Here is a 24025-nt window from a genome sequence, read left to right on the forward strand (position 1 = left end):
CGCCCGTCGAGATCGCCGTCCAACATCCCCGAAAATTCAGCTTTTCAGTATGTTTTCCAATTCCTTGGCTTCCGCTTCGGAGAGTGGCTTGCCGGTCGGGCGAGCGCGGTTCCTGCGGCCGTAGATGAACAACGCGAAACCTCCGGCAACGGCGAGCAGCACAGGCGCGCCCCACAGGATCAGCGTCTTCTCGCCGAACCGCGGCTTCAGGAGAACGAATTCGCCGTAGCGCGACACGATATAGTCGATGACCTGCTGGTCGGTATCGCCCTGCGTCAGCCGGTTTCGCACCAGCAATCGCAGATCGCGGGCGAGATCGGCGTTCGAATCGTCGATCGACTGATTCTGGCAGACCATGCAGCGAAGCTCGGCAGAAATCGTCCGCGCCCTCGCCTCGAGCGCGGGATCGGACAGCACCTCATCCGGATTGACGGCGAAAGCCGGCGCCGCCGTGATCAGGAACGCGATAATCAGGAGAAGACGGCGGATCATTCGGCCGCCTCCACTGCCGGTCTCGCCGCCACCTTGGCCCGCCGCTTCGGCGCGCCGACGCGCAGGCGACGGTCGCTCAGCGACACAAAACCGCCGACCATCATGATCAGGGCGCCGCCCCAGATGCAGAGGATGAACGGCTTCCACCAGATGCGCACGACCATGCCGCCGTCATCCGTCGGATCGCCCAGCGAAACGTAAAGCTGGCTGAGGCCGAAGGTGCGGATGCCGGCTTCCGTCGTCGGCATGCGGCGGGCCGTGTAGAGCCGCTTGGAGGAGAAGAAATCAGAGACCTGCACACCGCCGCGGGCAATGGAGAAATGGCCCGAATCCTCGGTGTAGTTCGGTCCCTTGCCGGATTTCATCCCGTCGAAGGTGATCTGATAGCCGCCCGCTTCCGTCGTCGCGCCCGGTTTCATCTCCACGACGTTCTCCGTCGCAAATGTCGTGACGGCGACAACGCCGAGGACCGAGACGCCGAAGCCCGCATGGGCGATCGCCGTTCCGAACGCCGAGCGCGGCAGGCCTGTCAGGCGCTTCCAGCCGACGCTCAGCCCGACCTTGGAGAAACCGGCGCGGTAGAAGAGATCGGCGAATGCGCCGAAGATCAGGTAGAAGCCCGCCCCGAGGCCAAGGAGCGCCATGAGCGGCCCGCCGTTCTGCATGTAGAACAGGATCGCCGCAGCGATGAAGGCGACGATCGCGAAGATGTAGAGCCGCTGGAAGGCGCCCAACAGGTCGCCCCGCTTCCACGCCAGCAGCGGCCCGAACGGCACGGCGACGATCAGCGGCACCATCAACAGGCCGAAGGTCAGGTTGAAGAACGGCGCGCCGACGGAGATCTTCTCGCCGGTCAGCGTTTCGAGCAGCAGCGGATAAAGCGTGCCGATCAGAACCGTTGCGGTCGACACCGTGAGGATCAGATTGTTGAGCACCAGCGCGCCCTCTCGGGAGATCGGCGCGAACAGCCCGCCGGCTTTCAACAGCGGCGCGCGGAAGGCAAACAGGCTCAACGAGCCGCCGATGAAGATGATCAGGATGCAGAGGATGAAGATGCCGCGCGACGGGTCGGAGGCAAACGCATGCACCGAGGTCAGGACGCCGGAGCGCACGAGGAAGGTGCCGAGCAGCGACAGCGAGAAGGTCAGGATGGCAAGCAGCACCGTCCAGATCTTCAGGGCCTCGCGTTTTTCCATGACCAGTGCCGAATGCAGGAGCGCCGTACCGGCGAGCCATGGCATGAAGGAGGCGTTCTCGACCGGATCCCAGAACCACCAGCCGCCCCAGCCGAGCTCGTAATAGGCCCAGTAGGACCCCATGGCGATGCCCGCCGTCAGGAACGTCCATGCCGTCAGCGTCCAGGGACGAACCCAGCGCGCCCAGGCCGCATCGATGCGGCCATCGAGAAGCGCCGCAACGGCAAAGGAGAAGCAGACCGAGAAGCCGACATAGCCGAGATAGAGAAGCGGCGGATGAATGGCGAGGCCGACATCCTGCAGCACCGGGTTCAGATCCTTGCCTTCCGCCGGCGGCGGGAAAAGCCGCGCAAAAGGGTTCGAGGTCAGGAGGATGAAGAGGGTGAAGGCGAAGCCGATCCAGGCCTGCACCGCCAGCACATTGGCCTTCAGCGTATCAGGAATGTTGCGGCCGAACAGGGCGACGAGGGCGCTGAAGAAGGCGAGGATCAGCAGCCACAGCATCATCGAGCCTTCGTGGTTGCCCCACACGCCCGAAAACTTGTAGAGCGCCGGCACCAGCGAGTGCGAATTCTCCCAGACGTTGACGACCGAGAAGTCGGACGTCATGTGCGCGCGCGCCAGCATGGCGAAGGAAAAGGCGACCAGCGCAAAACCGGTCAGCGCCGCATAGGAGGCAAGATCCATCAGTCCCGCATCGCCGCGTCTGGCGCCGACGACCGGCAGGATCGACTGGACCAGCATCACGCCGAGCGCCAATACGAGCGCATAATGTCCAAGCTCGGTCATCATTTGATGGTTTCCTTGCCAGAAAGCGTTACGCCCCGCGCCTCCAGCCTGTCGGCGACATCCTTGGGCATGTAGGTCTCATCATGCTTGGCAAGCACGGTATCGGCAACGAAAACATCGCTGCCCGGCTCGAACTTGCCTTCGGCCACCACGCCCTGCCCCTCGCGGAACAGGTCCGGCAGGATGCCGGTATAGGTCACCTTAACATTGGCCTGGGTATCGGTCACGACGAAGGTCGAGGTCGTTCCGGCGCCGCGCACCCAGCTACCCTCCTCGACCAGTCCGCCAAGCCTGATCCGGGTGCCCGGCTGCACATGCGCCTCGGCCAGATCACCGGGGACGTAGAAATAGGCGACCGACTGGCCGAAGGCGAACATAACGAGGAGAACGGCGGCGATGATGAACCCCATGCCGCAGCCGATCACCGCGAGGCGTTTCTGCTTGCGTGTCATTGGCTTGCTCCATCCACCGTCAGACCCATTTCCTTGCCGAGCGCAACGAGCTCCCTGCGCTGGTCGCCATCAGCCGGAAAGGTCTTCAGCGCGGTCTTGAGGGCTTCCTCGGCCTTGTCCTTCTGGTTCAGCACCGCATAGGAGCGTACCAGCCGCATCCAGCCCTCGAAATTGTTCGGGTCGTCGGCGAGCTTCTGGGCGAGGCTTGCAACCATCGACTGGATCATCTGCTGACGATCGCCCGACGACATGTCCTTGGCGGCTTCGACATCGTCTGCGGTCGGATTGCCCGGTGCCTTGCCGTCATTTTCGGCGATTGCCGGCGCCCCGCCAACCTGGGCGATGTGGCGGTTTACCAGCGGCATCCATGGCGCGTCGGCGGGGCTTTCCGCCGCCAGAGCCTTGAAGGCCGCCAGTGCTTCTTCGCGCTTGCCGCTCTCTTCCAGCGCCAGCGCAAGATAGTATTTCGCCTTCGGATTGTTGCCGTCGAGCGCGACCGACTTCTGAAAGATCTGCTGCGCCTCGTCGGTGACGATGCCGTCATTGCCGGCGACCAGCGTCTCGCCGAGGCCGGACAGACGTTCGGCATTCTCGCCGAGAAGCCGGATTGCGTTGCGGTAGGCGAGTTCGGCGTCACCGATGCGCATGTTGCGGAAATAGATCGGCGCCAGCAGGTCCCAGCCGCCGCCGTCATCGGGATTGTCGGCAAGATGGCGTTCGGCCTTGGCGATCAGGATGCCGACGTCGTTACCGGGATTTTCCATCCGGGCCTCGAGCGGCTCGTCCGGCGCGCCGGGTGAACCAGTCAGGCCATAGAGATAGATCGCAGTGCCGGCGACGGCGAGCACGACGACGGCGGAGACCAGCACATGCCGGCCGCCGGCCTTCCGCTGCTGCGCCTTGTCCTTGGAAACGGCGATCAGCCGCCGGCCGATCTCGGCGCGGGCATATTCGGCTTCTTCCGCCGAAATCAGGCCGGATGCGCGGTCCCGCTCCAGTTCGGAGAGCTGGTCGCGATAGACGGCCGCTTCGCCCGCATGCGTTTCATCGGGTTGTCGTCCCTTTCGCAAAAGCGGCATGACAAGCAAGGCCGCGACGAGGACGGTCAGAAGTGTGGCAAGAATCCAGAAATCCATGGCGATCCAAATACTGCAAGCGCGGGGGCTTTCCAACGCACAAAGTGGCGGACGCGGCAAATTGCTGCGTTTGGCCACAATCGGACACGCTTTTAAGCCTTCAGCCTTGCGCCACCATGATTCATATCAAAGGCGTCCAGCTGCCATCCTGGTTGCGGCAGGCGACGCCCTTGGCGACCTTCTCGCCGTTCGGCGTCTGCAGCGTATGGGAATATTGCCGGCAGTTCTGCGATCCGACCTGATAGGGCGCCGCGGCGACAACCTTGCCGCTGAAGCTGCGGCCGGTCCAGGTGACGGCCTGACCGCCGGGCGCCGCCTCCAGCGCCCGATACTCCGCTTCCAGCGCCCGCTGCTTGTCGCCATCGCCGAGATCGGCGCCGGTCAGGCGCACGATGCCGCCGTTCAGCGCAGAGATGAAGCGGCCCGGCTGCTCGGCGCTGCCGATCTTCGGCCCGTTCAGCGCCTGGCATCCGCTCAGGACCATGGCAGTAAGGCAAAGGGACGTGGCGAACGAAGACCTGATGAAATTCATGAGACTGGAATACCGGGAACTGAGCTGATGTCTGTATTTGGTCGAAAGTGACTTTGCCCAAAGGACTTGGCTTTCGTCCATGGCGTCATTGTGGCGAAGTCTTCACGCTTTTAACACAATCCCGGCAAAGCTGAACCGTGTCATTGCATCTCAAGTGTTTTCGCGGATCAGCGCCGGCAGCAGCAGGCGGGCGCGAAGCCCTCCCATCGCGCCGCGCGACAATGCGAAATCGCCTTCGTATTCCGTGGCGATCTCCTTGACGATCGAAAGGCCGAGCCCCGTTCCGGGCTTGCTCTCGTCGAGCCGCCGGCCGCGCTTCATCGCTTCCTTGATCTCGCCCGGCTCCAGCCCCGGCCCGTCATCCTCGACGACGATCTCCACCTTGGGTCGGGAGCCCGTCTCCTCGACCGCGCGGGCGACCGAAATCGCCACCCGGCCCTTGGCGAAGCGGGCGGCGTTTTCCAGAAGATTGCCGACGGTCTCCTCGAGATCCTGCGCCTCCATCGCCAGCATCAGGTCCTTCGGCTCCACCGTGAGCGTGAACTCGACGCCGTCGTTCAGCCGCCGCATGACGCGCACCAGCCGCTCCAGCACCGGTTCGATCTCGGCTCGCGCCAGCACCGTGTCGCGCTGCGCGGCGATGCGGGCGCGGTTGAGGTAGGACTGCACCTGCGCCTGCATCGTGTCGGCCTGGTTGCGCACCAGCTCGCCCTGCGCGCCGTTGATGACCCGCGATTCGTTCAACAGCACCGCGATCGGCGTCTTCAGCGAATGGGCGAGGTTGCCGACCTGCATGCGGGCGCGCTCGACGATGCGCCGGTTGCTCTCGATCAGCGCGTTGACCTCGTTGGCGAGCGGCTGGATTTCGCGCGGGAAATTCTCCGGCAGCTTCTCGCTCTCGCCGCCGCGGATCTTCTCCAGCGCCTTCCTGGCCCGATCGAGCGGTCGCAGGCCGAGCAGGATCGCCAGCGCGTTGATGACAAGGCTGCCGAAACCGAAGACGCCGAGCGCCAGATAGAGCCGATGCGAGAAATAGCGCACGTCATCCTCGACGACCTGCGTATTGCCGGCCACGCGGAACCTCGCGATACGGCCGTCGTTGTCCATGATGACCTCGGTTTCGGCGATCATCACGGTGTTGCCGGCGCCGTCCGGTTCGGAATAGAGCCGTTCGTAATTGGCGTCGAATGGCACCGCCGTGGTCGAGATCACCGGCAGCTTGATGTCGCCAAGCGACGAGGAAACCAGCGGTTCGGCCTTGTAGTCGCCGATCGGCTCGACCATCCAGTACCAGCCGCTGGCCGGCTGCTGGAAATCGAGATTTCCCAATTGCGGCGAGCCGGTCAGCTTTCCGGCATCGTCAACGGAAACCGAGTTGATGACGTTGTAGAGCTGGGCGTGCAGCAGTCCCTCGAAACCGCGTTCGGCGCCGCGCCGGTAGAGCGTCGAGATGACGAGCGCGATCACCACGATCGCCACCGCCGACCATATGGTCGCCAGCAGCAGAACGCGGAAGGTCAGGGAACTGTTGCGCATCGCCCCTATTTCGCGTCGGCGGCTTTGGCGTCACCGGGCGCCTGCATCCGGTATCCGAGCCCGCGCACCGTTTCGATAAGGTCGACGCCGAGCTTCTTGCGCAGGCGGCCGACAAAAACCTCGATCGTGTTGGAATCACGGTCGAAGTCCTGGTCGTACATGTGCTCGACCAGTTCGGTGCGCGACACCACCTCGCCGAGGTGGTGCATCAGATAGGACAGGAGGCGGTATTCGTGCGAGGTGAGTTTCAGCGTCATGCCGTTGACGGTCGCCTTCGAACTCTTGGTGTCGAGGCGCACCGGGCCGCAGCTGATTTCGGAGGTGACGACGCCCGCCGCCCGGCGGATCAGCGCGCGCAGGCGCGCCAGCACTTCCTCGACGTGGAACGGTTTGGTGACGTAGTCGTCGGCGCCGGCGTCGATGCCGGCCACCTTGTCCGACCAGCGGTCGCGGGCGGTGAGGATCAGCACGGGCATCGCCCGGCCCTCGGCGCGCCACTTCTCCAGCACCGTGATGCCGTCCATCTCCGGCAGGCCGATATCGAGAACCACCGCATCATAGGGCTCGGTTTCGCCCAGAAAGTGGCCTTCCTCGCCGTCGAATGCCTGATCGACCACATAGCCGGCCTCCTTCAGCGTCTCGCTCAGCTGCCGGTTGAGATTTTCGTCATCCTCGACGACCAGAATGCGCATGGCGGTCCCACCCTCTTCACATAAAAAAACCTCCCGCCCGGAATCACCGGGCGGGAGGTTGCAGTCTATTACATCGGGACCTTTTTCGTCACCTTCTTCGGTCGTTCGCCGTCCCGTTGCACGAGAACGGTCACGACACAGGAATTGCCAGACGCCTGGACGGAGAGCAACTGCCCTCCCGTCTCGGACACCACCTGCGAGGCGGCAGCCTGGCAATTGCCCCCCGCCTGGACCACATAGCGGGTCGTCTGCGGCGGCTCGAAGGCCATGCCCGACAGTCCGGCAGTGAGTGCGGCGATGATCAGGGGAGACGCCATTGCTATCCCTTTCGGCATTAAACGATATTGAAGCCGGTTCTAACCGATCCCACCTGAACAGCAAATGAATGGCAAGGGAAGCCCAATTTGCGCCGCAATTCGGTTGCAGCCGGCTATTTCAGCGCCTTTTTGGCGGTGACGCGACCATAGAGCGCGACCAGTCCGCCGACTGCACCGGTGATTGCCGTGATCGATTCCACGACCTGTCCCTGGTCGGATACGCCCAGTTCGAGGCCGCCATATTGGGCCAGCGACGCGCCGATCGCAACCAGCGCGCCCCAGACCGCCTTCGATTGATACCAGTTCTTCTCGCTTTCCATGCTCTTCTCCTTTCGCTCTGTTTTCAAAGGGAAATATGCTTCTCGGCCGGAATGCCGAGCGGCACCTTGCGCCCGAGCTGGCGAACCTTGATCGTCAGTGCGGCCTGCGGTGCGCCGAAATCGGCGAGCTCGGCGGCGGCGGAATAGTCGAAGGCCGGGCTTTCGACCTCGACGGTGCGGACCGGCGATCCTCCGGAGAGGATCTCCAGCCGGTAAGCCTCCGTCTCCTCGTCCAGCGGAATGTCGGTCGACGACCAGCTGTCGGCCTCGATCCGGCCGCGCCGGACCCAGGTGATGCGGATATCCCCGCCCGGCCGGCGGATGGCGCGCAGATGCACCGGCGCCAGCGGCGTTTCTGCCCGCTCGCCACCAGTAAAGGCGAAGGGTCCGGCCATGCCGTCGGCGGTCTCGACGATAAAGTTGCGTTCGAGCCCCCGTTCCGCAGCCGTCAGTCCGAGCGCCGCGACCGCGTCGTCGATCAGCACCACCGCCGCCCCCTCGTCGGCGCCCGCGGCCATTGCGTCCTCGGTGCCGGCAAGCCCGCGCAGAAGACCGGTCAGGCGCCAGTGGTCCGCCGCCGTTTCCTCCGCTGCGAGGAAGGAGCAGAGCTCCCAACTTCCCGCCGAGGACCGGATGGCGATCAGATTGCCGCCGTTCAGCACCGTCGCCTTTTCCGCCGAAGCAAGACTGCCGAAGGCCAGGTCCACCTCCAGCGCCTGCGAGCGGTCGAAGCGGCCCGAAACGCCACCAGCGAGTGCCACGCTCAACGTGCCGAGGATGGCCGGCCGCGTCAGCAGGGCGCGGGCCGCATAGCCTTCGGTCGTCGCCGAAGCCGATACGGTCACCGTCTTCCACGGACTTGCCGTCACGGCGATGCGTGCATATTCGGTCGCCTCGCCGCCACCATAGCGCGGCAGGTCCATCAGCTCGACGATCGGCGAAAAGCTTGCGGATGCCGAACCGGAGGCATTCCTGCGCCCGCTTTCGGCCGGCGGCGCCAGTCCCGGCGCGCTCACCACTTCGCGCGCCTCCACCCGCCGGCTGTCGCCATCCTCGATCCGGGTCACCAGAAACCGCCCTTCCGGCCCATCCGGCAGACGCACCACGTCGCCCGGCTGCAGTCCCGCCATCGAAGGCGACACCGCAAAGGTGACCGACCGCCTGGAAATCCGGTGGTCGCGCAGCAACCCGTCGGTCGCCAGCAGCGCCTCCTCCTGCGGCAGCGCCGCCACTAGGCTGTAGGCCAGAACCCGGTCGTTGGCCGCCGCCACGCGTCGCGAGCGGGCGCCCGCCTGTTCATAGTCCAGCGCCGCGTCGTAATAGGTCACCAGCGCCTCGCCGGCATAATCGGCCACGTGTCCGCGCGTCTCCTGCCACAGCGGCTGCTCCGCCTCGTCCGCCAGCACCGCGATGTCGTTTGCCGGCAGGCTCGCCCTGGCCCGCGACCGGAATGTCAGCCGCCCGCCATCCTCGAAGACGTCGAGCTGGAAGACGTCGATCAGCGGTTCGAGCAGCGCGCGCGCCGTCGTCACGTCCGATTGCACATAGCCGGTCAGATTGCCGGTCACCTGCGACACGTCGAAATCGGCAAAGCCGTGGTCCGTCAGCACCGCTCCGATAATGTCGGCCAGCGTCCCGGTCCCCAGCCGGCCGTTCAGCCAGTGGCCCGTCCGCCAGTTGTCCCCGTCCGACCAGACGGAGGTGTCGAACGGAAAGGTCGGAAACGGCCGCGCGTCCCAGGTCCAGAGAAACATGCGGTCGGGATCGACCATGCCGGCAGGCGCGTCCGCGCTCGTCCACCAGTCGTGATGCGCCTCCAGAAACCGGCGCTGGATGCTGTCGGAACGCGTGCCATTGGAAAAATACGGCGCGGCATTTTCGGAGGATTTCGGGTCGAAGAAGACGTTCGGCTGGTTCGCCGCCTTGTCGATCGCCGCGCAGCCAAGCTCGGTGAACCAGACCGGCTTCATCTCCGGCAGCCAAGCGGTCGGCACTGCCACTTCCGCACCATCGCGCCGGTCGTAATGCCGGTTCGACCACCAGCCCGCGATATCCTTGTAGCGATAGATCCACGGTTTGCCCGCGAGCCCATCGCTGATCGGGCTGCGCGTGCGGTCAGCCCGTGCCGCCGCCCCGGCATAATACCAGTCGTAGCCCTCGCCCGAGGTGATCGCCGCCTTCAGCCCTTGGGCATCGTCGGCCAGCCGCAATCCGTCTGGATTGGCCGCCACGAGGTCGTCGTCGCGCCAGTCGGCAAGCGGCATGTAATTGTCGATCCCGACCGCGTCGATATCGGGCGACGCCCAGAGCGGATCGAGATTGAAGAACACATCGCCGCTGCCGTCCACCGGATGATAGCCGAAATACTCGCTCCAGTCGGCGGCATAGGTGAGCTTCGTCGACGCCCCGACGATCGCCCTCACATCGGCGGCAAGCGTCACCAGCGCAGAAACGAAGGGGAAGCTGCCGGTCTCGTCGCGCACCCGCGTCAGTCCGCGCAGTTCGGAGCCAAGAATGAAGCCGGCCACGCCGCCCGCCGCCTTGGCGAGCTTGGCGTAATGCAGGATCATCCGCCGGTAGCCCTGATCGCTGCCGTGATAGGTGACCGTCGTGCCGCTGGTCGTGAAATTTGCCCCCGTCGCGCTGCCGCAGAAGCCGTTGACCTGGGTGCGCGCCGCCGCCGTCCCGTCGACGCTGCCGCCAATCCCTGCCGCCGGATGACAGGTGATGCGTCCGCGCCAGGGATAGGCATCCTGCTCCGCCCTGCCATAGGGGTCTGCCTTTCCGTTTCCGGCGGGAATGTCCATCATCACGAAGGGATAGAGGAACACCTCCAGCCCCCGCGCCTTCAGATCTGCGATCGCCGCCACCACGCTGGCATCATCGGGCGTGCCGCCAAGCGCCGGTTCACCGTCAATGCGCGATACGAGATGCGCCGCGCCGCGCGCTATCCCCGAAACCTTCCAGGTCACGCTTTCCTTCTGCCGCGACGACAGTTCTACCCCCGGCACGATCCGGCATTCGCCGGCCCTGAGATCGGTGCCGAACCAAGCGACGACGAGGGCCACCCGCTCGAGGTTGGGGCAGACCGCCATCAGCTCGTCGATCGACGCTTCCCAGTCGGTCGCCCGGGTCAGCACATTACGGTTGATCGTCCTCGCACTCGCCTGCCCCGTCTGCTCCTTGATCGCCACCGGGCTGTAGCCGTATTCGGTGGCCCCCGGCGTCACGGTGATCGCCTTGACGAGGCTTTCCAGCCGTCCGGCCGACCGCATCACCTCGAACTGCAGGATCGGAATACGGTTGCCGTAGGTTTCCAGCGGAAAATGCTCGAACACCACATAGGCGAGCCCGCGATAGGCCGGCGCATTGCCCGCCCCCTGCTTGGCCTCGATCAGCGGATCCGGCGCCTGGTCTTCGGCGCCAATGTGAACCCGCATCTCGATCGTCGTCAGATCCAGTTCCTGCCCGTCCGCCCAAACCCGGCGCACGCCGGCAATCGGCCCCTCGCAAAGCCCGATCGCGAGATTGGCATAGTAGTAATAGCTGTAGGTCGTCACCTTGGAGGACGAACCGGACGAGCCCTTGCCGCCGCTGCGGTGCGTCGTCGTCGTCACCTCCTCCTGAAAGCGCGTCGCCCAGATCAGCGTCCCGCCGATCCGCATCGTGCCGTAGACGCGATTGACCGCCGTGCCTTCTTCCGCCCCCGCGATGCGCGCGGACGACAGCTGGCTGCCCTTGATCGTCGATGAACTCCCGCCGCCGATCACGGCGCGGTCGATCGCATTGCCGGCAAGCGCGCCGGCCGCCCGGCCGATGATTGCGCCAACGGGACCGAAGACGCTGCCAAGTGCGGCGCCCGCGGCCTGAAGCAGAAGCGTTGCCATCAGGACCTCATGCCTTCGAAAGAGAACAGGAAATCAGAGCCGCGAAGGGTCGGGAAAGACGAACACGCCGGCGATCCGCCGCCGCCAGGACGGCACGAGCGCCGAGGAGACCACGGCGGCCTGCTCATAGGCGTGGATGAAGCGGCCGCCCTCCTCCAGTATGCCGAGATGCTTGGCCGCCATCTCCGCCTTCCAGCGGAAGATCAGAAGGTCGCCGGGCATGGCCGCCTCAAGGCCGACCGCATCGCCGAAGTGGGAAAGTGCGGCCGCCATCAGCCGATCCTCGCCGGAGCGTTCCGCCCAGTCGCGCGCATAGGCACCCGCCGGTTCCGGCTCACGGCCATAGAGTTCCCGCCAGATGCCGCGCACCAGTCCCAGGCAATCGCAGCCGACGTCCTTCAGCGAGGCCTGATGGCGATAGGGCGTGCCGATCCATGAGCGGGCGATCGCCAGCACGTCATTGCGGATATCGTTCATTCGAACAGCACCCCACCGTCATGGTTCGCCTCGCCTGTGGCGTAGGAATAGGCGAAATCGCTTCCCGGCATGTGCGGGAAACCCCGAAAATTCAGATGATTGGCGAACTTCGCCTTGCAGGTCGAAAAGGCCTTGTCGCAGCCGGCCGTCAGCGTCAGCGCGCTGCCTTCCGCCGGCGGCACGGCGAGCGGCAGCCACAGCGTCAGCACGTGGTTTTCGCCCTCCTGCGTCAGATCGTCGATATCGGCCTTCGTCCCGTCGGCAAGGCTGACCACGCCCTGGCGAAAGAACCCCGGCGCAAATCCCGAGACGCCGGAGACCACCAGTTTCGCCGCGTCGACCACCGTCACCACGCTTCCCGTCGCCCGGTAGGCGGCGAGATTGACCCTGCACCGTCCGTCACCGAGCGTTGCGTCGCAGCGGCGGTTGTAGGTCCGGCCCTGCGGCCGCGACAGCTTGTGGGCGAAACTCCGGAGCTCCGCCGAAAAATATCCGTCCGTCCGCCGGACGTCGCCGATCTCGTGCACGCGCAGCAGCAGGTGCTGCTCCGGCGCCGCCCAGTTGACCAGATAGACCTCGACCTTCGCCCCGTCATAGCGTCCGGCGGTCAAGTCCGCCTCGGTGATCGCCTCGCTCGAAAAGCCGCCGGCGACATCCGATGTTTCCGCCGCAAGCCCGCTCACCGCCTCCGCTTCACTCGCGGAAAAGCCGCTCGCCGCGCGGTACAGCGTGCCGCCGAAATTCAGGTCGCGGTCATGCTCGGTGAAGCCCAGCATTGCGCCATCGGCCAGCGTCACCCGCCAGGCATGGCAGACGGTCGTCACGTCGCCGCCGAGATGGGCCGCGAAGCCCGTGTCGATCATTCTCATGGCAGGATCTCCATCAGCGGAATGGTCGGAATGCGTCCGGCATTGAAGGCCTGCAGGTTGACGTCGATCCGGTCGGTGGCAAAGCGCACCGGCACGTCGAACTCGAAGCCCGCCGTCACCGCCACGCCTTCCGCCGGCACATGTCCGGCCGAAAATACGACGAGGCCCGTGGCAGGATCGACCCCGTAGGCCGCCGGGTCAGCGGTCACGCCGTCGAGCGCTACCGAAACGCTGCCCGCCACCGGCTTGGCGATCGTCCGCAGCCACGCACCCTCACCGTCGCCATAGGCCTTGATCAGCTGGAACGCCGCCGTCGTCCCGTCGCCCGCCCCAAGAGCCTGATCCGTCGCGGCAACCGCATGACCGGGCGCACAGGATTTCCAGTCGACCGGATCGCGAAAGCGGAAGCCGTACATCTCGCCGGCGCGCGCCTCGAAGAATTCCAGCACCTCGTAAAGGTCTGCAACCGAGCGGATACCCGAACCGGCGTCATAGCTGCGCCGCGAATTCTGCCAGCGCTGGTTGCGGCTCTCCCGCCCGTTGGAAAGGTTGACGATATCGGTGCGCCTGACCGGCCCGCCGGTCACCGTCAGCGACAGGCGCAGCGGAAAGCGGACCTCGTGAAAGCTTGCGGTCATGCTGCCCTGTCCCTCACGTGTTGCGCTGTCCGCGGCTCACGGTCCGCGCCAGCATCGCCGAAATCTGCGCCTCGGATTTGCGGAAGCTCGCCGCATCGCTCGCCGTCACGTTGAAGACGATCTGCGTCGACCCGCCGCCCGCCGCCGCGACCCCCAGCGACCCGTCGCTGCCGCGCTTCAGGGGCAGGATCGCCTCGGCGCCCGCCTCGCCCATGAGGCCAAGCCCGCCGCCATGGGCGAAATAGGTCGGCTGCGACACGATCCCGCCTGCGGCAAACGGCGTGATGCCGCGCACCACCCCGCCATCGGCAAAGCCGAACAGCGAACCGAGCCCGGCGGTCAGGCTTCCGGCCGCATTCGAGACCAGCGTTTCGAGCGGCTTCAGCGCGCTGTTCAGCGCCACCGTCGACAGCCGCGTCGCAAGCCCCCTCAGCACATCGTCGAGGCTCTTGCCGCTGACGGTCGCCGATTTCAGCGCCCCCGTCAGCGCCGACCCGAACGCATTCGACCGCGCCTCCAGCCCGGCCAGAATATCATTCAAATCCCACGCCTCTGCCGCGAGATCCCGTGTGTCTTCGATGTCCATGGGAAATCATTCCTGTCGAATAGGTGATACGGAAACGGCAAGAGCGCCCGGCTCACCGGAGGCCTCCTCCTCGCCCCGTTTGCGGGGAGAGGATAGCTTGCCCCAAGAGGCGCAGCCGATTGGCGCGGCAAGCTTGGTGAGGGGCAATCTACTTTTTGCGGCTTGCCCCTCACCCCAACCCTCTCCCCGTCAAACGGGGAGAGGGGGAGCCACATCCGGAAACCGCGCCATCATTCCTTCAAGCTCCGCCCGTCCCGGCCCGTTGCCGCGTTCGGCAAGCCCGCCGGTCATGGCGTGGAACTCGATCGGCGTCAGCGCCCAGAATGCCTCGGGGGACAGCCGCAGCAGGCAGAGCCCGGCATGCATGACGCCTCTCCAGGGAAAGGCATCCGCCGCCAGTCGTTCTCCGCCCGCTACGGCCCCGGAGGGCGCGGCCCGGCCTCACTCTCTGCACTGCCGAAGGTGACGGCCAGCAGTTCGCCGGCAATCCGGGCAAACCCTGCCACGCCGCCCTCGACGCTTGCCGCCGCCACCTCGTCGTCGGTGTAGAGATTGCCGCCACCCCGCAGTCCGGCGCCGATGATGCGGATCATGTCGGCGGATTTCAGCCGGCCCGAGGCGAAGCGTTCGGCGACACCGTTGAGGCTGTCGGCCGCAAAGGCCGTTTCCAGCTCCGCCAGCGCGCCAAGCGTCAGGCACAGCACCCGCCGCTCGCCGTCGATCTCGGCCTCGATCTCACCGCGATGCCGGTTTGCCCGCCGTCCGTCCGCATAGTCCGCCATCACAGCGCTCCAAACGAGAGTTCGCCGGCCGATTCCAGGGCGATCTCGAACAGCACCTCGCCATTGTACTGGCCGGAATATTCGAGCGCGGTCACCTGGAACGGCCCGGTCAGCGTGCCGAAATCCGGCACCACGATCTGCCAGGGCAGGATCGCACCATTGAAGAACGCCTCCCGGATCGTCGCATCGGACGCCTGGTCCTTGAAGATCCCCGAGCCGGCAAGCGACGCCCGCTGCACCCCGGCGCCCGCCAGCAGTTCCCGCCAGCGCCCGGCGCTCTCCGCGTCGGTGACATCCACCGTCTCGGCGTTGAACGAAAGCTTCTTCGACCTCAGCCCCGCCACGGTCTCGTAGCCCGCGCCATTATGGACCTTCAGCAACAGGTCCTTGCCCTTCTGCGCCACCATGATCTGTCCTTTCCTTCAAAGACCCCCTCCCCAACCCCTCCCCACAAGGGGGAGGGGCTCCCTTGTGGATGCGCATTCCAAGCCTTTAAGACCTGCTCAGACCTGGAACTGGTGCCACCTTTGCCGTTACGCCGGCGGCTCAAGCCCCTCCCCCTTGTGGGGAGGGGTTGGGGAGGGGAATTGCCCTCACTCCGTCACCGCCCGAAACACGATCTCGGCCTTGAACGACCGGCCCTTTGCCTCGCGCTTCACCCGCGTCGATTGATGCAGCAGGCTGACCAGCGTCGCCCCCGTCAGCGTCAAAGCCGCGTCGTGCAGGACGCCAAGCACGGCCCCTGCGATCGCGTCCACCTCGCGCCGGCCCGGTGCGTCCGACCAGGCCTCGATCGCCATCAGGTGCACTTCGCCCGCCTCCGTCGAGGTCGAATTGTCCCGCGACACCATCTCGCCGATCACGAGATAGGGCCGCGCCCTGCCCGTCAGCTGGCGGTCGTGAATCGCATTCGCACCGATCAGCCCGGTCAGCGCCGCGTCGCCGGAAAGCGCCGCATGAACCGCCTGCAGAAGAGCATTGGCCGCGCTCATGGCTTTTCCTCCTCGCAGTCGCAGACGAGAAAGCGCCGCGTCTCGTCCGGATCGCGGTAGCCGAGGATGCGGAAGATGCGCGCACCCTTGCGGAAGCGTTTGTTAAGCGTGATGTCGTCGCGGTAGCGCATCCAGATGCGGTAGGCGGCGATGCCGAGTGCGGCGCCGGCCTGTTCGCTCTCGCGCAGCGACACCGGCTCGATGCGCGTCCAGAGCGACGCAGCGACGCCGTAGGTCCGGGTCACGCCACCCTGCCCGTCGAAAATCTCCTCCGGCGCCTCCAGCGCAAGCCGCGCCGTCATTGCGCCGGGATCGGGAGCGGTTAGCGCCATCGTCAGAGCCTCCGCATCCGGTAGGGTGCGATCAGCGCCTCGTAGCCTGCCGGCACCGATGCCGGCTGGTCCGCGATTGCAATCGCCCCGCGATAGGAAAACATCTCGCTGACATGCAGCAGCATGGCGCGTTTCAGCCCGTCCGGCACATCGGTCGCCGCGTCGCCGAAGCCGGCGGAAAAGTCGATCTCTATGCCGTTTGCCATCCGCCCAGGCTGCGGCGGATCGGCGAGCATCAGCCGCGCCGGACGCGCCGCGCCGTCGAGAACATGGCCGGCAAGTGCTGCCTCCGACGGCGTGCCGTCAGCGCCGTAAACCGTCACGGTTTCAATGGCCTGCACCGGTCCCCTGTCAATCTGAATCACCCCGTCCGCCGGCCACCGGTCGAGATAGAGCCGGAACCGCTGCGTCATCAGGCAGAGCCCGGTGACCGCCTCCAGGTATTCCCGGGCCGCGGCGATCAGGCTCTCGATCAGCGCGTCCTCGTCGTCGCCGTCAATCCGCGCATGCGCCTTCGCCTCGGCCAGCGTCACCGCCTCGCCGGCGGGGCCGGACAGTCTGAGATAGGTCATGAAATGTCTCCGGAGGATGGAAGGAAGATGGCGGCCCCGGCGGGGAGGAAAACCGGAGCCGCCCACCGCCCGACGTACAACGACCGGGCGGCATGCTCGAACGATTGCCGATGGCAGCCGCCTGATTTGCCCCTCACACCAACCCTCTCCCCGCAGGCGGGGAGAGGGAGAGGAAATGTCGGCGTTCTGGTCCCTTCTCCCCGCAAGCGGGGAGAAGGTGCCGGCAGGCGGATGAGGGGCAATTGCTTGAGGCGCTCCCAATCAGCTCGCCGCGAACTTGATCAGCTTGATCGCCTCGAAGTTCTGCACGCCGCCGCCCACGCGCTTGGTGGTGTAGAACAGGACGTAGGGCTTGGCCGAATAGGGATCGCGCAGGACGCGGACCCCCATCCGGTCGACGACCAGATAGCCGGCGCGGAAGTCGCCGAAGGCGATCGCGAAGGCGTCGGCCGCGATGTCCGGCATGTCCTCGGCCTCGGCGATCGGGAAGCCCATCAGCGAGGCGGCCTGGCCGGGTCCGGCCGGCGGCAGCCAGAGATAGTTGCCGTCGGCATCCTTGAACTTGCGGATCTGCCCCTGCGTCTTGCGGTTCATGACGAAGGTGCCGTTCTGCCGGTGGCCGGCTTTGAGCGCATAGACCGTATCGACCAGCACGTCTGAGGGGCCGGAGGCGGCAAACGTGCCGGCGGCGCCCGTCGGGTAGTAGCCGATATTGCCCCAGCTCCAGCCGGCATCGTCGACCTTGGTGTAGGCGAGGAAGCCGGTCGGCTTGTTGGTGCCGTCACCGGCGACGAAGGCTGCGCCCTCCTGCTCGGCAAAGGCGATATCCACCTCCCCGGCAATCCAGGCCTCGATATCGACCGCCGCATCGTCGAGCAGCGTCTGGGTCGCCGCCGGCATGGCGTAGAGTTCCATCGTCGGAAACGACAGCTCGGAGAAATCCGGCGTCGCGTCCTGCGGCCTTGCCGCCGTCTCGGCGACCCAGCCGCTCGCAAGCCCCGAGGCCATGAACGGCTTCTTCAGCACCGAGCCGGAGACCTGGCGCACCGTCGCCAGCGCCCGGATCGGCGAGACGGTGGCGAGCCGCCGGCCGATCTCGGTGTCCGTCTCGTCCGGCACCAGATAGCCGCCGTCGGAATTGGTGCCGGCGGCAAAGGCCTTGGCCTCCAGTTCGCGCAGCCCGCCCTCGTCGCCACGGCGGATATAGCTCTCGAAAGCCGCCTTGTGTTCGCCCGCCTCCGGCGACCCGCCGCCAAGCCGCGGGCGCGCCTTCTTCAGGAGGAACTGGTCGACGGTGCGCTTCTGGTCGTCGAGCGCCTTGTTGATGCGGTCGACCTTGTCGCGCGTCACCACGTCGGCGGTCAGCTTCTTCTCGACCTCGCCGAGCCGGCGGTCGTTTGTCTCGCGAAAGGCCTCGAAGGTTTCCATGAACTCCTCGAAGGCCTCGGTCATCGTGTCGGGCGCCGCCTTGATCTCGGGCGCGGTGCGTCTTTGCATGTCGGTCATGCTTGTCTCCTTTGGATTGGATCAGTGTCGGGGCGACATCAGCCGCGCCGCCCGGCGCATCAGCGCCAGCAGCCGGGCCTCGTCCCCGTCGATGTCAGGATTGCCCGCCGCATCCCGCAGACCGGCCATGTCGTCATAGCCCCTGGCGATCAGCCGCCGGGCCTCCTTGCGCGTCAGGCCGGCATCCCGCGTCAGCCTGCGCTCGATTTCCCGCTTGGTCGGCAGATGGCCGGCGAGATGCTTCACACTTTCCACCCGCGCCGAAGGCAACATCGGAAAGGTCACCACCGAAATCTCCCAGAGATCGGCCTCGACGATCGAGCGGATGCCGGTCTTGGCGTCCGTCCTCGCCTTCACCGTCTGGAAGCCGATCGACAGCCCGTCCAGCGCACCGCTCTTCATCAGCTGGTGCACCTCGCGGGCGCGGGTCACCCCGGTCGACAGCACGCCCTCGACGAAGAGCCCGCGGGCATCCTCGACGAGCCGGGTCCAGGCGCCGATCGGCTCGGCCGGATCGTGCTGGAACAGCATGCGCACCCCGCCAGCCCCGCGTGCCGAAAGCGATTTCCCGAACGCCCCGCGCTCGATCCGGTCCTTGCCGAGATCGACTTCACCGAAAACGCTGGCATAACCGGAAAAGCGTCCGTCGCCGGTCACGCCGTTCAGCGTCAGATTGGCAAACTTGCACGACGCCGCACCCGGCCCGTGAGCATGGTTCATGGACAGATCTCCATAGAAAGATTGTTGTGTGTTCAGATGGCGAAGCGCCCCTCCCCAACCCCTCCCCACAAGGGGGAGGGGCTAGCCCCGCCTCAGCCACCACGTTTCAAATGAAGCGGGGCGCCTGCCACTTGTCTTCTCCCCCCTTGTGGGGGAGATGGCCGGCAGGCCAGAGGGGGTTTTTCTCGCCGTTCCTCGTCCCCTACCGCCGCGCGCCGTAGCGTTCCGCGAGCCGCGACAGGATGCCGAGCCCCCACCAGGCGCAGAGGCTGGCGGCCGCCGATCCCGACAGCATGATCTCGCTGCCGGAGAGTTCGCCCGCCAGGCCCAGCTTCTCCATCAGGAAGAGGCCGGCCGGACCGCCGAAGATGATCCCGCAGGCAAGCCCGGTCAGAAACCTGGTCGCCGCTTCCCGCTTGCTTTTCGGCAGCAGATAGATGAGAGAGACCGCAGCACCGGCAGCGGCACCCGCCGCCCGCGCGGCCCACATGCCGGGCTCGTTGGCAAAGTCGGACATATTGTTAACCTATTGGTGCGATACTGCTTTTACTCGCCTGAACGCTGCACGAGCCGTGCACAGGGGCGAAAAGCCCCACGTCACGCTGAGTCAGGACGAAGGATTGCAGAATCCTTTGAATCGCTTGCGTCGATCCGCTGACAGTCTGAGTCAGCCACTTCACAAAAAGAGTCCGGTTCTTCAGACATCGAATCACGAAAGCCGACAATTTGATTCAGGACGCCAGCACAAAGCCCTGATCCTGAATCGCTTTCCAGCAGTGGCCCGTCTTCAGAGATTGATTCATGTCCGGCGACGTGGACCAATCTCCCCCCTTTGTGGGGGAGATGTCACGAAGTGACAGACGGGGCGCGCAGCCACCGCCCCTCAATACCCCACCGCCTCACGCTTCTCGTCGTCCGACAGGAAATCCGCCGCGCCGATGCGGCTCCAGAGTTCGCCGCGCTCGGCGCCGAGCCCCGCCACCTGGTCGAGATCGGGCTCGAAGCGCAAGGACCCGTCCGGCGAAAGCCATTGCGAGAAGCGGCTCATGGTGCGCGCCACCAGCGGCAGCACGGTCAGCCGGTAGAAGGCGCGGTTCGCCTCCTGGTAATTGGCATAGGTGTTGTCGCCGGGAATGCCGAGCAGCATCGGCGGCACGCCGCAGGCAAGCGCGATGTCGCGCGCCGCGCCGTCCTTGGCCGCCACGAAATCCATGTCGCGCGGCGACAGCCCCATCGATTTCCAGTCGAGCCCACCTTCCAAAAGCAGCGGCCGCCCTGCCCGCATCGGGCCGGAATAGCCGTCGTCCAGCTCCTGCTTCAGCCGGCGATATTGCTCCGGCGTCAGGTTGCCGCCCTCCTTCGGCTGGTAGATCAGCGCGCCGGACGGCCGTGCGGAATTGTCGAGCAGCGCCTTGTTCCAGCGCGCCGCCGCATTCGAAAGATCGAGCGCCATGTGAGCGGCGGCCAGCGGCGCGAAACCCAGGTGATCGTCGAGCGGATGGAAGAGCTTCATGTGCAGGAGCGATATGCCCTCGCCGTCCGCCGCAATCCGCCGCGTGCGCCCGCCGGCGCGGTAGTCATAGGCCGCCACCCAGCCGTCCGACCCTTCAACCACGCTCATGCGGTCGGGCCGCAACAGATGCAGTTCGCGCACCGCACCATCCAGGATGGCCGGCTCGACGAAGCCGTTGCCGGAGAGCATCAGCTGGCCGAACAGCGTCTCGAAGAATTCCGGCCCGCCCATGCGTGCGTTCGGCCGGCGGACGAGGTCGATCAGCGGATGATCGGACAGCTCCTCCGCACCTTCGTAGATGAGCCACGGCACCGCCGCGGCCGCCTCCGCCACCAGCCGCACGGCGCGGTGGGCGACCGGATTGCGCATGAAGCCGTTTCGCGACAGTTCGCCATAGGATCGCCCGCTCCAGTGCGCCTCGCCGCCCGCCGCAATCGCGACCAGCCCGGACTGCGCCTTCTCCTCGGACACGCCAACCGGCGCCGCCGTCCTGAACGGCAGTCGAAAGATGTTTTTCATGTCGTGGTTTTTCCCTGACTTCTGAATGCCGGCGTCGCACAGCGACAAAACACTTCCGTCATGCCGGACCGGATCCGGCATCCAGCCACCGCGCGTCCGCGCGGTGGAAAGACTCTGGCAGACCCGAGGCTTGCAAAACGGTCAAATGGGTCTCACGCGCGATCGAAATCGCGCCGCCGGATCCCGGATCAAGTCCGGGATGACGGTTCGGATGCATCGCCCTTCTCCCCGCGGGCGGGGAGAGGGAAAAGGCCTCACGCCGCCTCGGCGATCGTATAGCTCACCGCCGAATAATAGGTTTTCGCATAGCCGGCGATCTGCTGGGCCCGGTCCATGCCGTTGATGATCCGGCGGGCATGCACCCAGTCCTCGTTCGACTTGGAGAAATAGTCGGCGAGCTTGTGGCCGGTGAAAGAGCCCTTGATCATGCCGATGAACATGATCTTGATCGCCACATCCATCTCCATCGCCAGCTCCGGATGCGACACCAGATCGACGCCGGTCTCCTTCTTCATCTTCTCGTAATTGCCCTTGTGGGTGAGCTGCACCAGCCCGCGGCCGAGCCAGCTCTTGCCGTCCTTGTCCTTGCGCCAGTAAGGCTCCTTCACCCAGGAGAGCTTGCCGGCGTTCCAGGCGTTTTCCAGCCGGGCGATCGCCTTGTCGTCGGTCGGCGCCAGCGTCTCGCGCACCGGCTGCATGGTGCGCGCCGTCTCGTGATAGGCGGTCGCCAGCATGTAGGCCAGCCAGCGGTCGTCCTCCTTGGCGTAGCCCTCTTCCCAGGCGTCCAGAATGGCGGTGTGGCCGTCCACCTGCGACTGGCTGAGCCCGGTCGAAAACAACGTGTCATGCAGGTGATCGTAGAAGAACTTGCGATTGATGCTCATGATGTCCCCCGGTTTGGTGCGGACTTCCCCATTTGCGTGCATTCGTCCGCGGATTGCAATCTTAACATGCGTTTTGAATGCTGTACATGCTATGGCTGCAACCCCGCCGGTCACACTCCGCGCACCTTCGGTTCGCCCGCCCCTTCCAGCATCAGCGCCGTCAGGGCCCAGACCAGCGCGTCGAGCCGGTCCGGCGAGCGGCCGTTCGACAATCCGTCCGGGCCGAAGTCGCACATCTGGTCCTCGAGCGCGGTAAACCGCCCGGCATGCACCACCCGGCCCTGCTCGTAGAGGGCTGCGACCGGTTCGGCGCGCAGGTATTTCCCCCGCGTCGCCCGCACTGTCGTCACCGGCAGCAAGGCATCGACCGAGCGCATCACGGCGGCCACCATGTCGCCGCCCTGGTTGATCTCGGCGACGATCCGGTCGGCGTCGAAACGGCGATAGGCCCGCGCCGCGGCCTCCGCCCAGCCGGACGGGCTCGCACCCTCCACCGAGCAGTCGGCCAGCACGACGCCGCGTCCCGCCTCGTCGATCCCGGCGACCACGATGCCGCAGCACGAGGTCTTGCCGGCCGAAGCCGGCGGATCGATGGCGACGACGATGCGCCGCATCGGTCCCGCCGCCCTGATGGTGAGCGCCTCCAGCTGGTCGCGCCGCCAGAGCCCATCCTCGCGATCTTCGATCAGTTCGCCGCCGAGCTCCTGCCGCCCGAGCCGTGTCCCGCCATAGCGGGCCTCGAGTGCGCTGATGAAGCCCGGCGCCAGGTTGCGGGCATTGGCGACGGTCGAAATCCTGCGGACCACCGTGCCCGGATCGGCAATCAGCCGTTTGAGCACCGGCACCGCCCTCGGCGTCGTCGTCACCAGCTGGCGCGGATGCGCCCCGAGCCTTAAGCCGAACTGCAGCATGTCGAAGGTCTCCGCTGCATGGGTCCATTTGGCGAGCTCGTCGCACCAGGCGAAATGAAACTGCGGTCCGCGCAGGCTTTCGGGATCTTCGGACGAAAAGATGTATGCCTTCGCCCCGCTCGGCCAGACCAGCCGGCGGCGCGAAATCTCGAACACCGGCACGTTGCGCCGGGCAATCCGGCATATGCCGGACACACCGTCGATCATCACCTCGCGGGCGTCGCCCAGCGTCTCCGCCACCAGCGCGATGCGGAGCTCCGACGCCCCGGCACCGCTTGCCAGTGCCTGCACCCATTCGGCGCCGGCCCGCGTCTTGCCGGAGCCGCGCCCGCCCATCAGGAGCCAGCTGCGCCAGTCGCCCTTCGGCGGCTGCTGTTCGTCGCGCCCGGCAATCGCCCAGTCCTTCAGCAGCGCCGCCGCAATCGCCGGATCGGCCAGCAGCACCGCCATCCGCCGCTCATGGCGGGCAATCCATTTCACCGCCTTCGGCGCAAATACGAGCCGAGCGATTGCCGCCACCGCATCGGCCAGCGGCCCCATCCAAGGCGCCACCGCAACCCCTTCCGGGATCGAATTCCCATGCTCGACCTGCGCCTGCCCTCCGGTCATCCGCTGATGTGCGATTTGCCCGAACGACGTCCGCTCAACGGTCGCCAGCACCCGGAACCTGGCCGGTGCCACCATCCCGTGATCCGTGGACCTCCTCGGCCCCGGTCCTCGGACGATCTCCACCGCCATCGGCAGCCGCCCCGGCCGGCGAATATCCGCCGTCCCGCTCATCAGCAAGGCGCGCCGCCCGTTCGTCGGCCCGCTCGTCGATAAGCGCCAGCAGCGCGGCGCGGGCGCGCTCCAGTTCGGCCGGATCGGCATGACGGTCTGCCTCCTCTTCACGGTCGCGGGCAAGCTGGCGCTGCAGCGCATCGATCTTTTCGAGCGTCCGGACAATGAGCGACATCGCATCCACCGCCGCCTTTGCGTCGGCCCGGCTCGCCGCCCCGTCCGCATCGCTCTCGCCGCGCAGCCTGCGGAAATAATCAAACTGCGCCCGCATCTCGCGTGTCATGTCGTTGAGCAACCGACGCAGATCGTCGCCGCCCTCGCCCGACTTCACCTCCGGCGCATCCGCCACCCCGGCCCTAGGCAGCCCGTCCCCATAGACGCGCCGCTCCGGCCAGAGCCCGAAAAGCCCCGGATCGATCCTGTCCAGATTGTCCATGAAACCTCCGATGGCATGCGCCGGATGGCACAAGCCCAACCCCGACCAATCTCCCCCTTTGCGGGGGAGATGCCCGGCAGGGCAGAGGGGGGTAATCCCCCTCACCCGCCCAACAAAAAAGGCCGGCAAAACCGACCTCTGAAAACCCTAATTCCCGAC

The 24025-nt window shown here is 66.0% G+C and carries 27 protein-coding genes; all 27 read right to left on the minus strand.

Annotation, left to right across the window (positions count from 1 at the left end; all coding sequences use genetic code 11):
* Window positions 1-36 precede the first annotated feature (36 nt).
* Window positions 37-492, minus strand: coding sequence for a cytochrome c-type biogenesis protein CcmH (locus NN662_RS13375; protein WP_261930736.1), 456 nt, complete (start codon window positions 490-492; stop codon window positions 37-39).
* Window positions 489-2480 carry a heme lyase CcmF/NrfE family subunit gene (locus tag NN662_RS13380; RefSeq protein WP_261930737.1) on the minus strand — a complete coding sequence of 664 codons (1992 nt, stop codon included), beginning with the start codon at window positions 2478-2480 and terminating at the stop codon, window positions 489-491. Before NN662_RS13380 ends, NN662_RS13375 begins: the two co-directional genes overlap by 4 nt.
* Entirely contained in the window at window positions 2477-2929 is a 453-nt protein-coding gene (gene ccmE, locus NN662_RS13385; RefSeq protein ID WP_261930738.1) for a cytochrome c maturation protein CcmE, read from the minus strand. The genes NN662_RS13380 and ccmE overlap by 4 nt, the downstream gene beginning before the upstream one ends.
* Window positions 2926-4065: a c-type cytochrome biogenesis protein CcmI gene (gene ccmI / locus NN662_RS13390; protein WP_261930739.1), complete on the minus strand. Its 1140-nt coding sequence runs from the start codon at window positions 4063-4065 to the stop codon at window positions 2926-2928. The genes ccmE and ccmI overlap by 4 nt, the downstream gene beginning before the upstream one ends.
* Window positions 4066-4186: 121 nt before the next feature.
* On the minus strand, window positions 4187-4597 hold the full coding sequence (locus NN662_RS13395; RefSeq protein ID WP_410010932.1) for a hypothetical protein: 411 nt from the start codon (window positions 4595-4597) through the stop codon (window positions 4187-4189).
* A 150-nt stretch (window positions 4598-4747) separates the two neighbouring features.
* Complete coding sequence (locus tag NN662_RS13400) at window positions 4748-6133, minus strand: ATP-binding protein (protein WP_261930741.1); 1386 nt, start codon at window positions 6131-6133, stop codon at window positions 4748-4750.
* 5 nt (window positions 6134-6138) lie between these two features.
* Window positions 6139-6825, minus strand: coding sequence for a response regulator transcription factor (locus tag NN662_RS13405; RefSeq protein WP_261930742.1), 687 nt, complete (start codon window positions 6823-6825; stop codon window positions 6139-6141).
* Between the two features lie 68 nt (window positions 6826-6893).
* Window positions 6894-7142: a hypothetical protein gene (locus NN662_RS13410; protein ID WP_261930743.1), complete on the minus strand. Its 249-nt coding sequence runs from the start codon at window positions 7140-7142 to the stop codon at window positions 6894-6896.
* A gap of 113 nt (window positions 7143-7255) precedes the next feature.
* Window positions 7256-7462, minus strand: coding sequence for a hypothetical protein (locus NN662_RS13415; RefSeq protein ID WP_261930744.1), 207 nt, complete (start codon window positions 7460-7462; stop codon window positions 7256-7258).
* A 23-nt stretch (window positions 7463-7485) separates the two neighbouring features.
* Window positions 7486-11349 carry a glycoside hydrolase/phage tail family protein gene (locus NN662_RS13420; protein ID WP_261930745.1) on the minus strand — a complete coding sequence of 1288 codons (3864 nt, stop codon included), beginning with the start codon at window positions 11347-11349 and terminating at the stop codon, window positions 7486-7488.
* Window positions 11350-11382: 33 nt separating this feature from the next.
* On the minus strand, window positions 11383-11826 hold the full coding sequence (locus NN662_RS13425) for an NlpC/P60 family protein (protein WP_261930746.1): 444 nt from the start codon (window positions 11824-11826) through the stop codon (window positions 11383-11385).
* Window positions 11823-12695, minus strand: coding sequence for a DUF2163 domain-containing protein (locus tag NN662_RS13430; protein ID WP_261930747.1), 873 nt, complete (start codon window positions 12693-12695; stop codon window positions 11823-11825). The genes NN662_RS13425 and NN662_RS13430 overlap by 4 nt, the downstream gene beginning before the upstream one ends.
* Entirely contained in the window at window positions 12692-13333 is a 642-nt protein-coding gene (locus tag NN662_RS13435) for a TIGR02217 family protein (protein ID WP_261930748.1), read from the minus strand. The genes NN662_RS13430 and NN662_RS13435 overlap by 4 nt, the downstream gene beginning before the upstream one ends.
* A 13-nt stretch (window positions 13334-13346) precedes the next feature.
* Entirely contained in the window at window positions 13347-13919 is a 573-nt protein-coding gene (locus NN662_RS13440) for a phage tail tape measure protein (RefSeq protein WP_261930749.1), read from the minus strand.
* A gap of 189 nt (window positions 13920-14108) precedes the next feature.
* On the minus strand, window positions 14109-14318 hold the full coding sequence (locus NN662_RS13445) for a rcc01693 family protein (RefSeq protein ID WP_261931968.1): 210 nt from the start codon (window positions 14316-14318) through the stop codon (window positions 14109-14111).
* A gap of 14 nt (window positions 14319-14332) precedes the next feature.
* Window positions 14333-14701 (minus strand): gene transfer agent family protein, encoded by a 369-nt coding sequence (locus tag NN662_RS13450; RefSeq protein WP_261930750.1) that lies wholly within the window; start codon window positions 14699-14701, stop codon window positions 14333-14335.
* Window positions 14701-15108: a phage major tail protein, TP901-1 family gene (locus NN662_RS13455; protein WP_261930751.1), complete on the minus strand. Its 408-nt coding sequence runs from the start codon at window positions 15106-15108 to the stop codon at window positions 14701-14703. Before NN662_RS13455 ends, NN662_RS13450 begins: the two co-directional genes overlap by 1 nt.
* Window positions 15109-15294: 186 nt before the next feature.
* A complete protein-coding gene (locus NN662_RS13460) occupies window positions 15295-15693 on the minus strand; it encodes a DUF3168 domain-containing protein (RefSeq protein ID WP_261930752.1) in 399 nt (132 codons plus the stop codon).
* On the minus strand, window positions 15690-16025 hold the full coding sequence (locus NN662_RS13465; RefSeq protein WP_261930753.1) for a phage head closure protein: 336 nt from the start codon (window positions 16023-16025) through the stop codon (window positions 15690-15692). The genes NN662_RS13460 and NN662_RS13465 overlap by 4 nt, the downstream gene beginning before the upstream one ends.
* A 2-nt stretch (window positions 16026-16027) precedes the next feature.
* Complete coding sequence (locus NN662_RS13470; protein ID WP_261930754.1) at window positions 16028-16597, minus strand: head-tail connector protein; 570 nt, start codon at window positions 16595-16597, stop codon at window positions 16028-16030.
* Window positions 16598-16858: 261 nt separating this feature from the next.
* Entirely contained in the window at window positions 16859-18103 is a 1245-nt protein-coding gene (locus tag NN662_RS13475; protein ID WP_261930755.1) for a phage major capsid protein, read from the minus strand.
* A gap of 21 nt (window positions 18104-18124) precedes the next feature.
* Window positions 18125-18823 (minus strand): HK97 family phage prohead protease, encoded by a 699-nt coding sequence (locus NN662_RS13480; protein WP_261930756.1) that lies wholly within the window; start codon window positions 18821-18823, stop codon window positions 18125-18127.
* 202 nt (window positions 18824-19025) lie between these two features.
* Window positions 19026-19340, minus strand: a complete 315-nt coding sequence (locus tag NN662_RS13485) for a DUF6107 family protein (protein WP_261930757.1) — start codon at window positions 19338-19340, stop codon at window positions 19026-19028.
* Window positions 19341-19706: 366 nt separating this feature from the next.
* Complete coding sequence (locus NN662_RS13490) at window positions 19707-20855, minus strand: phage portal protein (RefSeq protein WP_261930758.1); 1149 nt, start codon at window positions 20853-20855, stop codon at window positions 19707-19709.
* Window positions 20856-21109: 254 nt separating this feature from the next.
* Window positions 21110-21739, minus strand: a complete 630-nt coding sequence (locus tag NN662_RS13495; protein WP_261930759.1) for a hypothetical protein — start codon at window positions 21737-21739, stop codon at window positions 21110-21112.
* 110 nt (window positions 21740-21849) lie between these two features.
* Entirely contained in the window at window positions 21850-23100 is a 1251-nt protein-coding gene (locus NN662_RS13500; protein ID WP_261931969.1) for a DNA-packaging protein, read from the minus strand.
* A gap of 193 nt (window positions 23101-23293) precedes the next feature.
* On the minus strand, window positions 23294-23866 hold the full coding sequence (locus NN662_RS13505) for a hypothetical protein (RefSeq protein WP_261930760.1): 573 nt from the start codon (window positions 23864-23866) through the stop codon (window positions 23294-23296).
* Window positions 23867-24025 lie beyond the last annotated feature (159 nt).

The organism is Rhizobium sp. NRK18, from assembly GCF_024385575.1.
Taxonomy (GTDB): Bacteria; Pseudomonadota; Alphaproteobacteria; order Rhizobiales; family Rhizobiaceae; genus JANFMV01.

Coding starts and splice junctions, on each gene's coding strand:
- NN662_RS13375 (WP_261930736.1), bottom strand. CDS start 492: ATGATCCGCCGTCTTCTCCTGATTATCGCGTTCCTGATCACGGCGGCG.
- NN662_RS13380 (WP_261930737.1), bottom strand. CDS start 2,480: ATGATGACCGAGCTTGGACATTATGCGCTCGTATTGGCGCTCGGCGTG.
- ccmE (WP_261930738.1), bottom strand. CDS start 2,929: ATGACACGCAAGCAGAAACGCCTCGCGGTGATCGGCTGCGGCATGGGG.
- ccmI (WP_261930739.1), bottom strand. CDS start 4,065: ATGGATTTCTGGATTCTTGCCACACTTCTGACCGTCCTCGTCGCGGCC.
- NN662_RS13395 (WP_410010932.1), bottom strand. CDS start 4,597: ATGAATTTCATCAGGTCTTCGTTCGCCACGTCCCTTTGCCTTACTGCC.
- NN662_RS13400 (WP_261930741.1), bottom strand. CDS start 6,133: ATGCGCAACAGTTCCCTGACCTTCCGCGTTCTGCTGCTGGCGACCATA.
- NN662_RS13405 (WP_261930742.1), bottom strand. CDS start 6,825: ATGCGCATTCTGGTCGTCGAGGATGACGAAAATCTCAACCGGCAGCTG.
- NN662_RS13410 (WP_261930743.1), bottom strand. CDS start 7,142: ATGGCGTCTCCCCTGATCATCGCCGCACTCACTGCCGGACTGTCGGGC.
- NN662_RS13415 (WP_261930744.1), bottom strand. CDS start 7,462: ATGGAAAGCGAGAAGAACTGGTATCAATCGAAGGCGGTCTGGGGCGCG.
- NN662_RS13420 (WP_261930745.1), bottom strand. CDS start 11,349: ATGGCAACGCTTCTGCTTCAGGCCGCGGGCGCCGCACTTGGCAGCGTC.
- NN662_RS13425 (WP_261930746.1), bottom strand. CDS start 11,826: ATGAACGATATCCGCAATGACGTGCTGGCGATCGCCCGCTCATGGATC.
- NN662_RS13430 (WP_261930747.1), bottom strand. CDS start 12,695: ATGAGAATGATCGACACGGGCTTCGCGGCCCATCTCGGCGGCGACGTG.
- NN662_RS13435 (WP_261930748.1), bottom strand. CDS start 13,333: ATGACCGCAAGCTTTCACGAGGTCCGCTTTCCGCTGCGCCTGTCGCTG.
- NN662_RS13440 (WP_261930749.1), bottom strand. CDS start 13,919: ATGGACATCGAAGACACACGGGATCTCGCGGCAGAGGCGTGGGATTTG.
- NN662_RS13450 (WP_261930750.1), bottom strand. CDS start 14,701: ATGGCGGACTATGCGGACGGACGGCGGGCAAACCGGCATCGCGGTGAG.
- NN662_RS13455 (WP_261930751.1), bottom strand. CDS start 15,108: ATGGTGGCGCAGAAGGGCAAGGACCTGTTGCTGAAGGTCCATAATGGC.
- NN662_RS13460 (WP_261930752.1), bottom strand. CDS start 15,693: ATGAGCGCGGCCAATGCTCTTCTGCAGGCGGTTCATGCGGCGCTTTCC.
- NN662_RS13465 (WP_261930753.1), bottom strand. CDS start 16,025: ATGGCGCTAACCGCTCCCGATCCCGGCGCAATGACGGCGCGGCTTGCG.
- NN662_RS13470 (WP_261930754.1), bottom strand. CDS start 16,597: ATGACCTATCTCAGACTGTCCGGCCCCGCCGGCGAGGCGGTGACGCTG.
- NN662_RS13475 (WP_261930755.1), bottom strand. CDS start 18,103: ATGACCGACATGCAAAGACGCACCGCGCCCGAGATCAAGGCGGCGCCC.
- NN662_RS13480 (WP_261930756.1), bottom strand. CDS start 18,823: ATGAACCATGCTCACGGGCCGGGTGCGGCGTCGTGCAAGTTTGCCAAT.
- NN662_RS13485 (WP_261930757.1), bottom strand. CDS start 19,340: ATGTCCGACTTTGCCAACGAGCCCGGCATGTGGGCCGCGCGGGCGGCG.
- NN662_RS13490 (WP_261930758.1), bottom strand. CDS start 20,855: ATGAAAAACATCTTTCGACTGCCGTTCAGGACGGCGGCGCCGGTTGGC.
- NN662_RS13495 (WP_261930759.1), bottom strand. CDS start 21,739: ATGAGCATCAATCGCAAGTTCTTCTACGATCACCTGCATGACACGTTG.
- NN662_RS13500 (WP_261931969.1), bottom strand. CDS start 23,100: ATGGCGGTGCTGCTGGCCGATCCGGCGATTGCGGCGGCGCTGCTGAAG.
- NN662_RS13505 (WP_261930760.1), bottom strand. CDS start 23,866: ATGGACAATCTGGACAGGATCGATCCGGGGCTTTTCGGGCTCTGGCCG.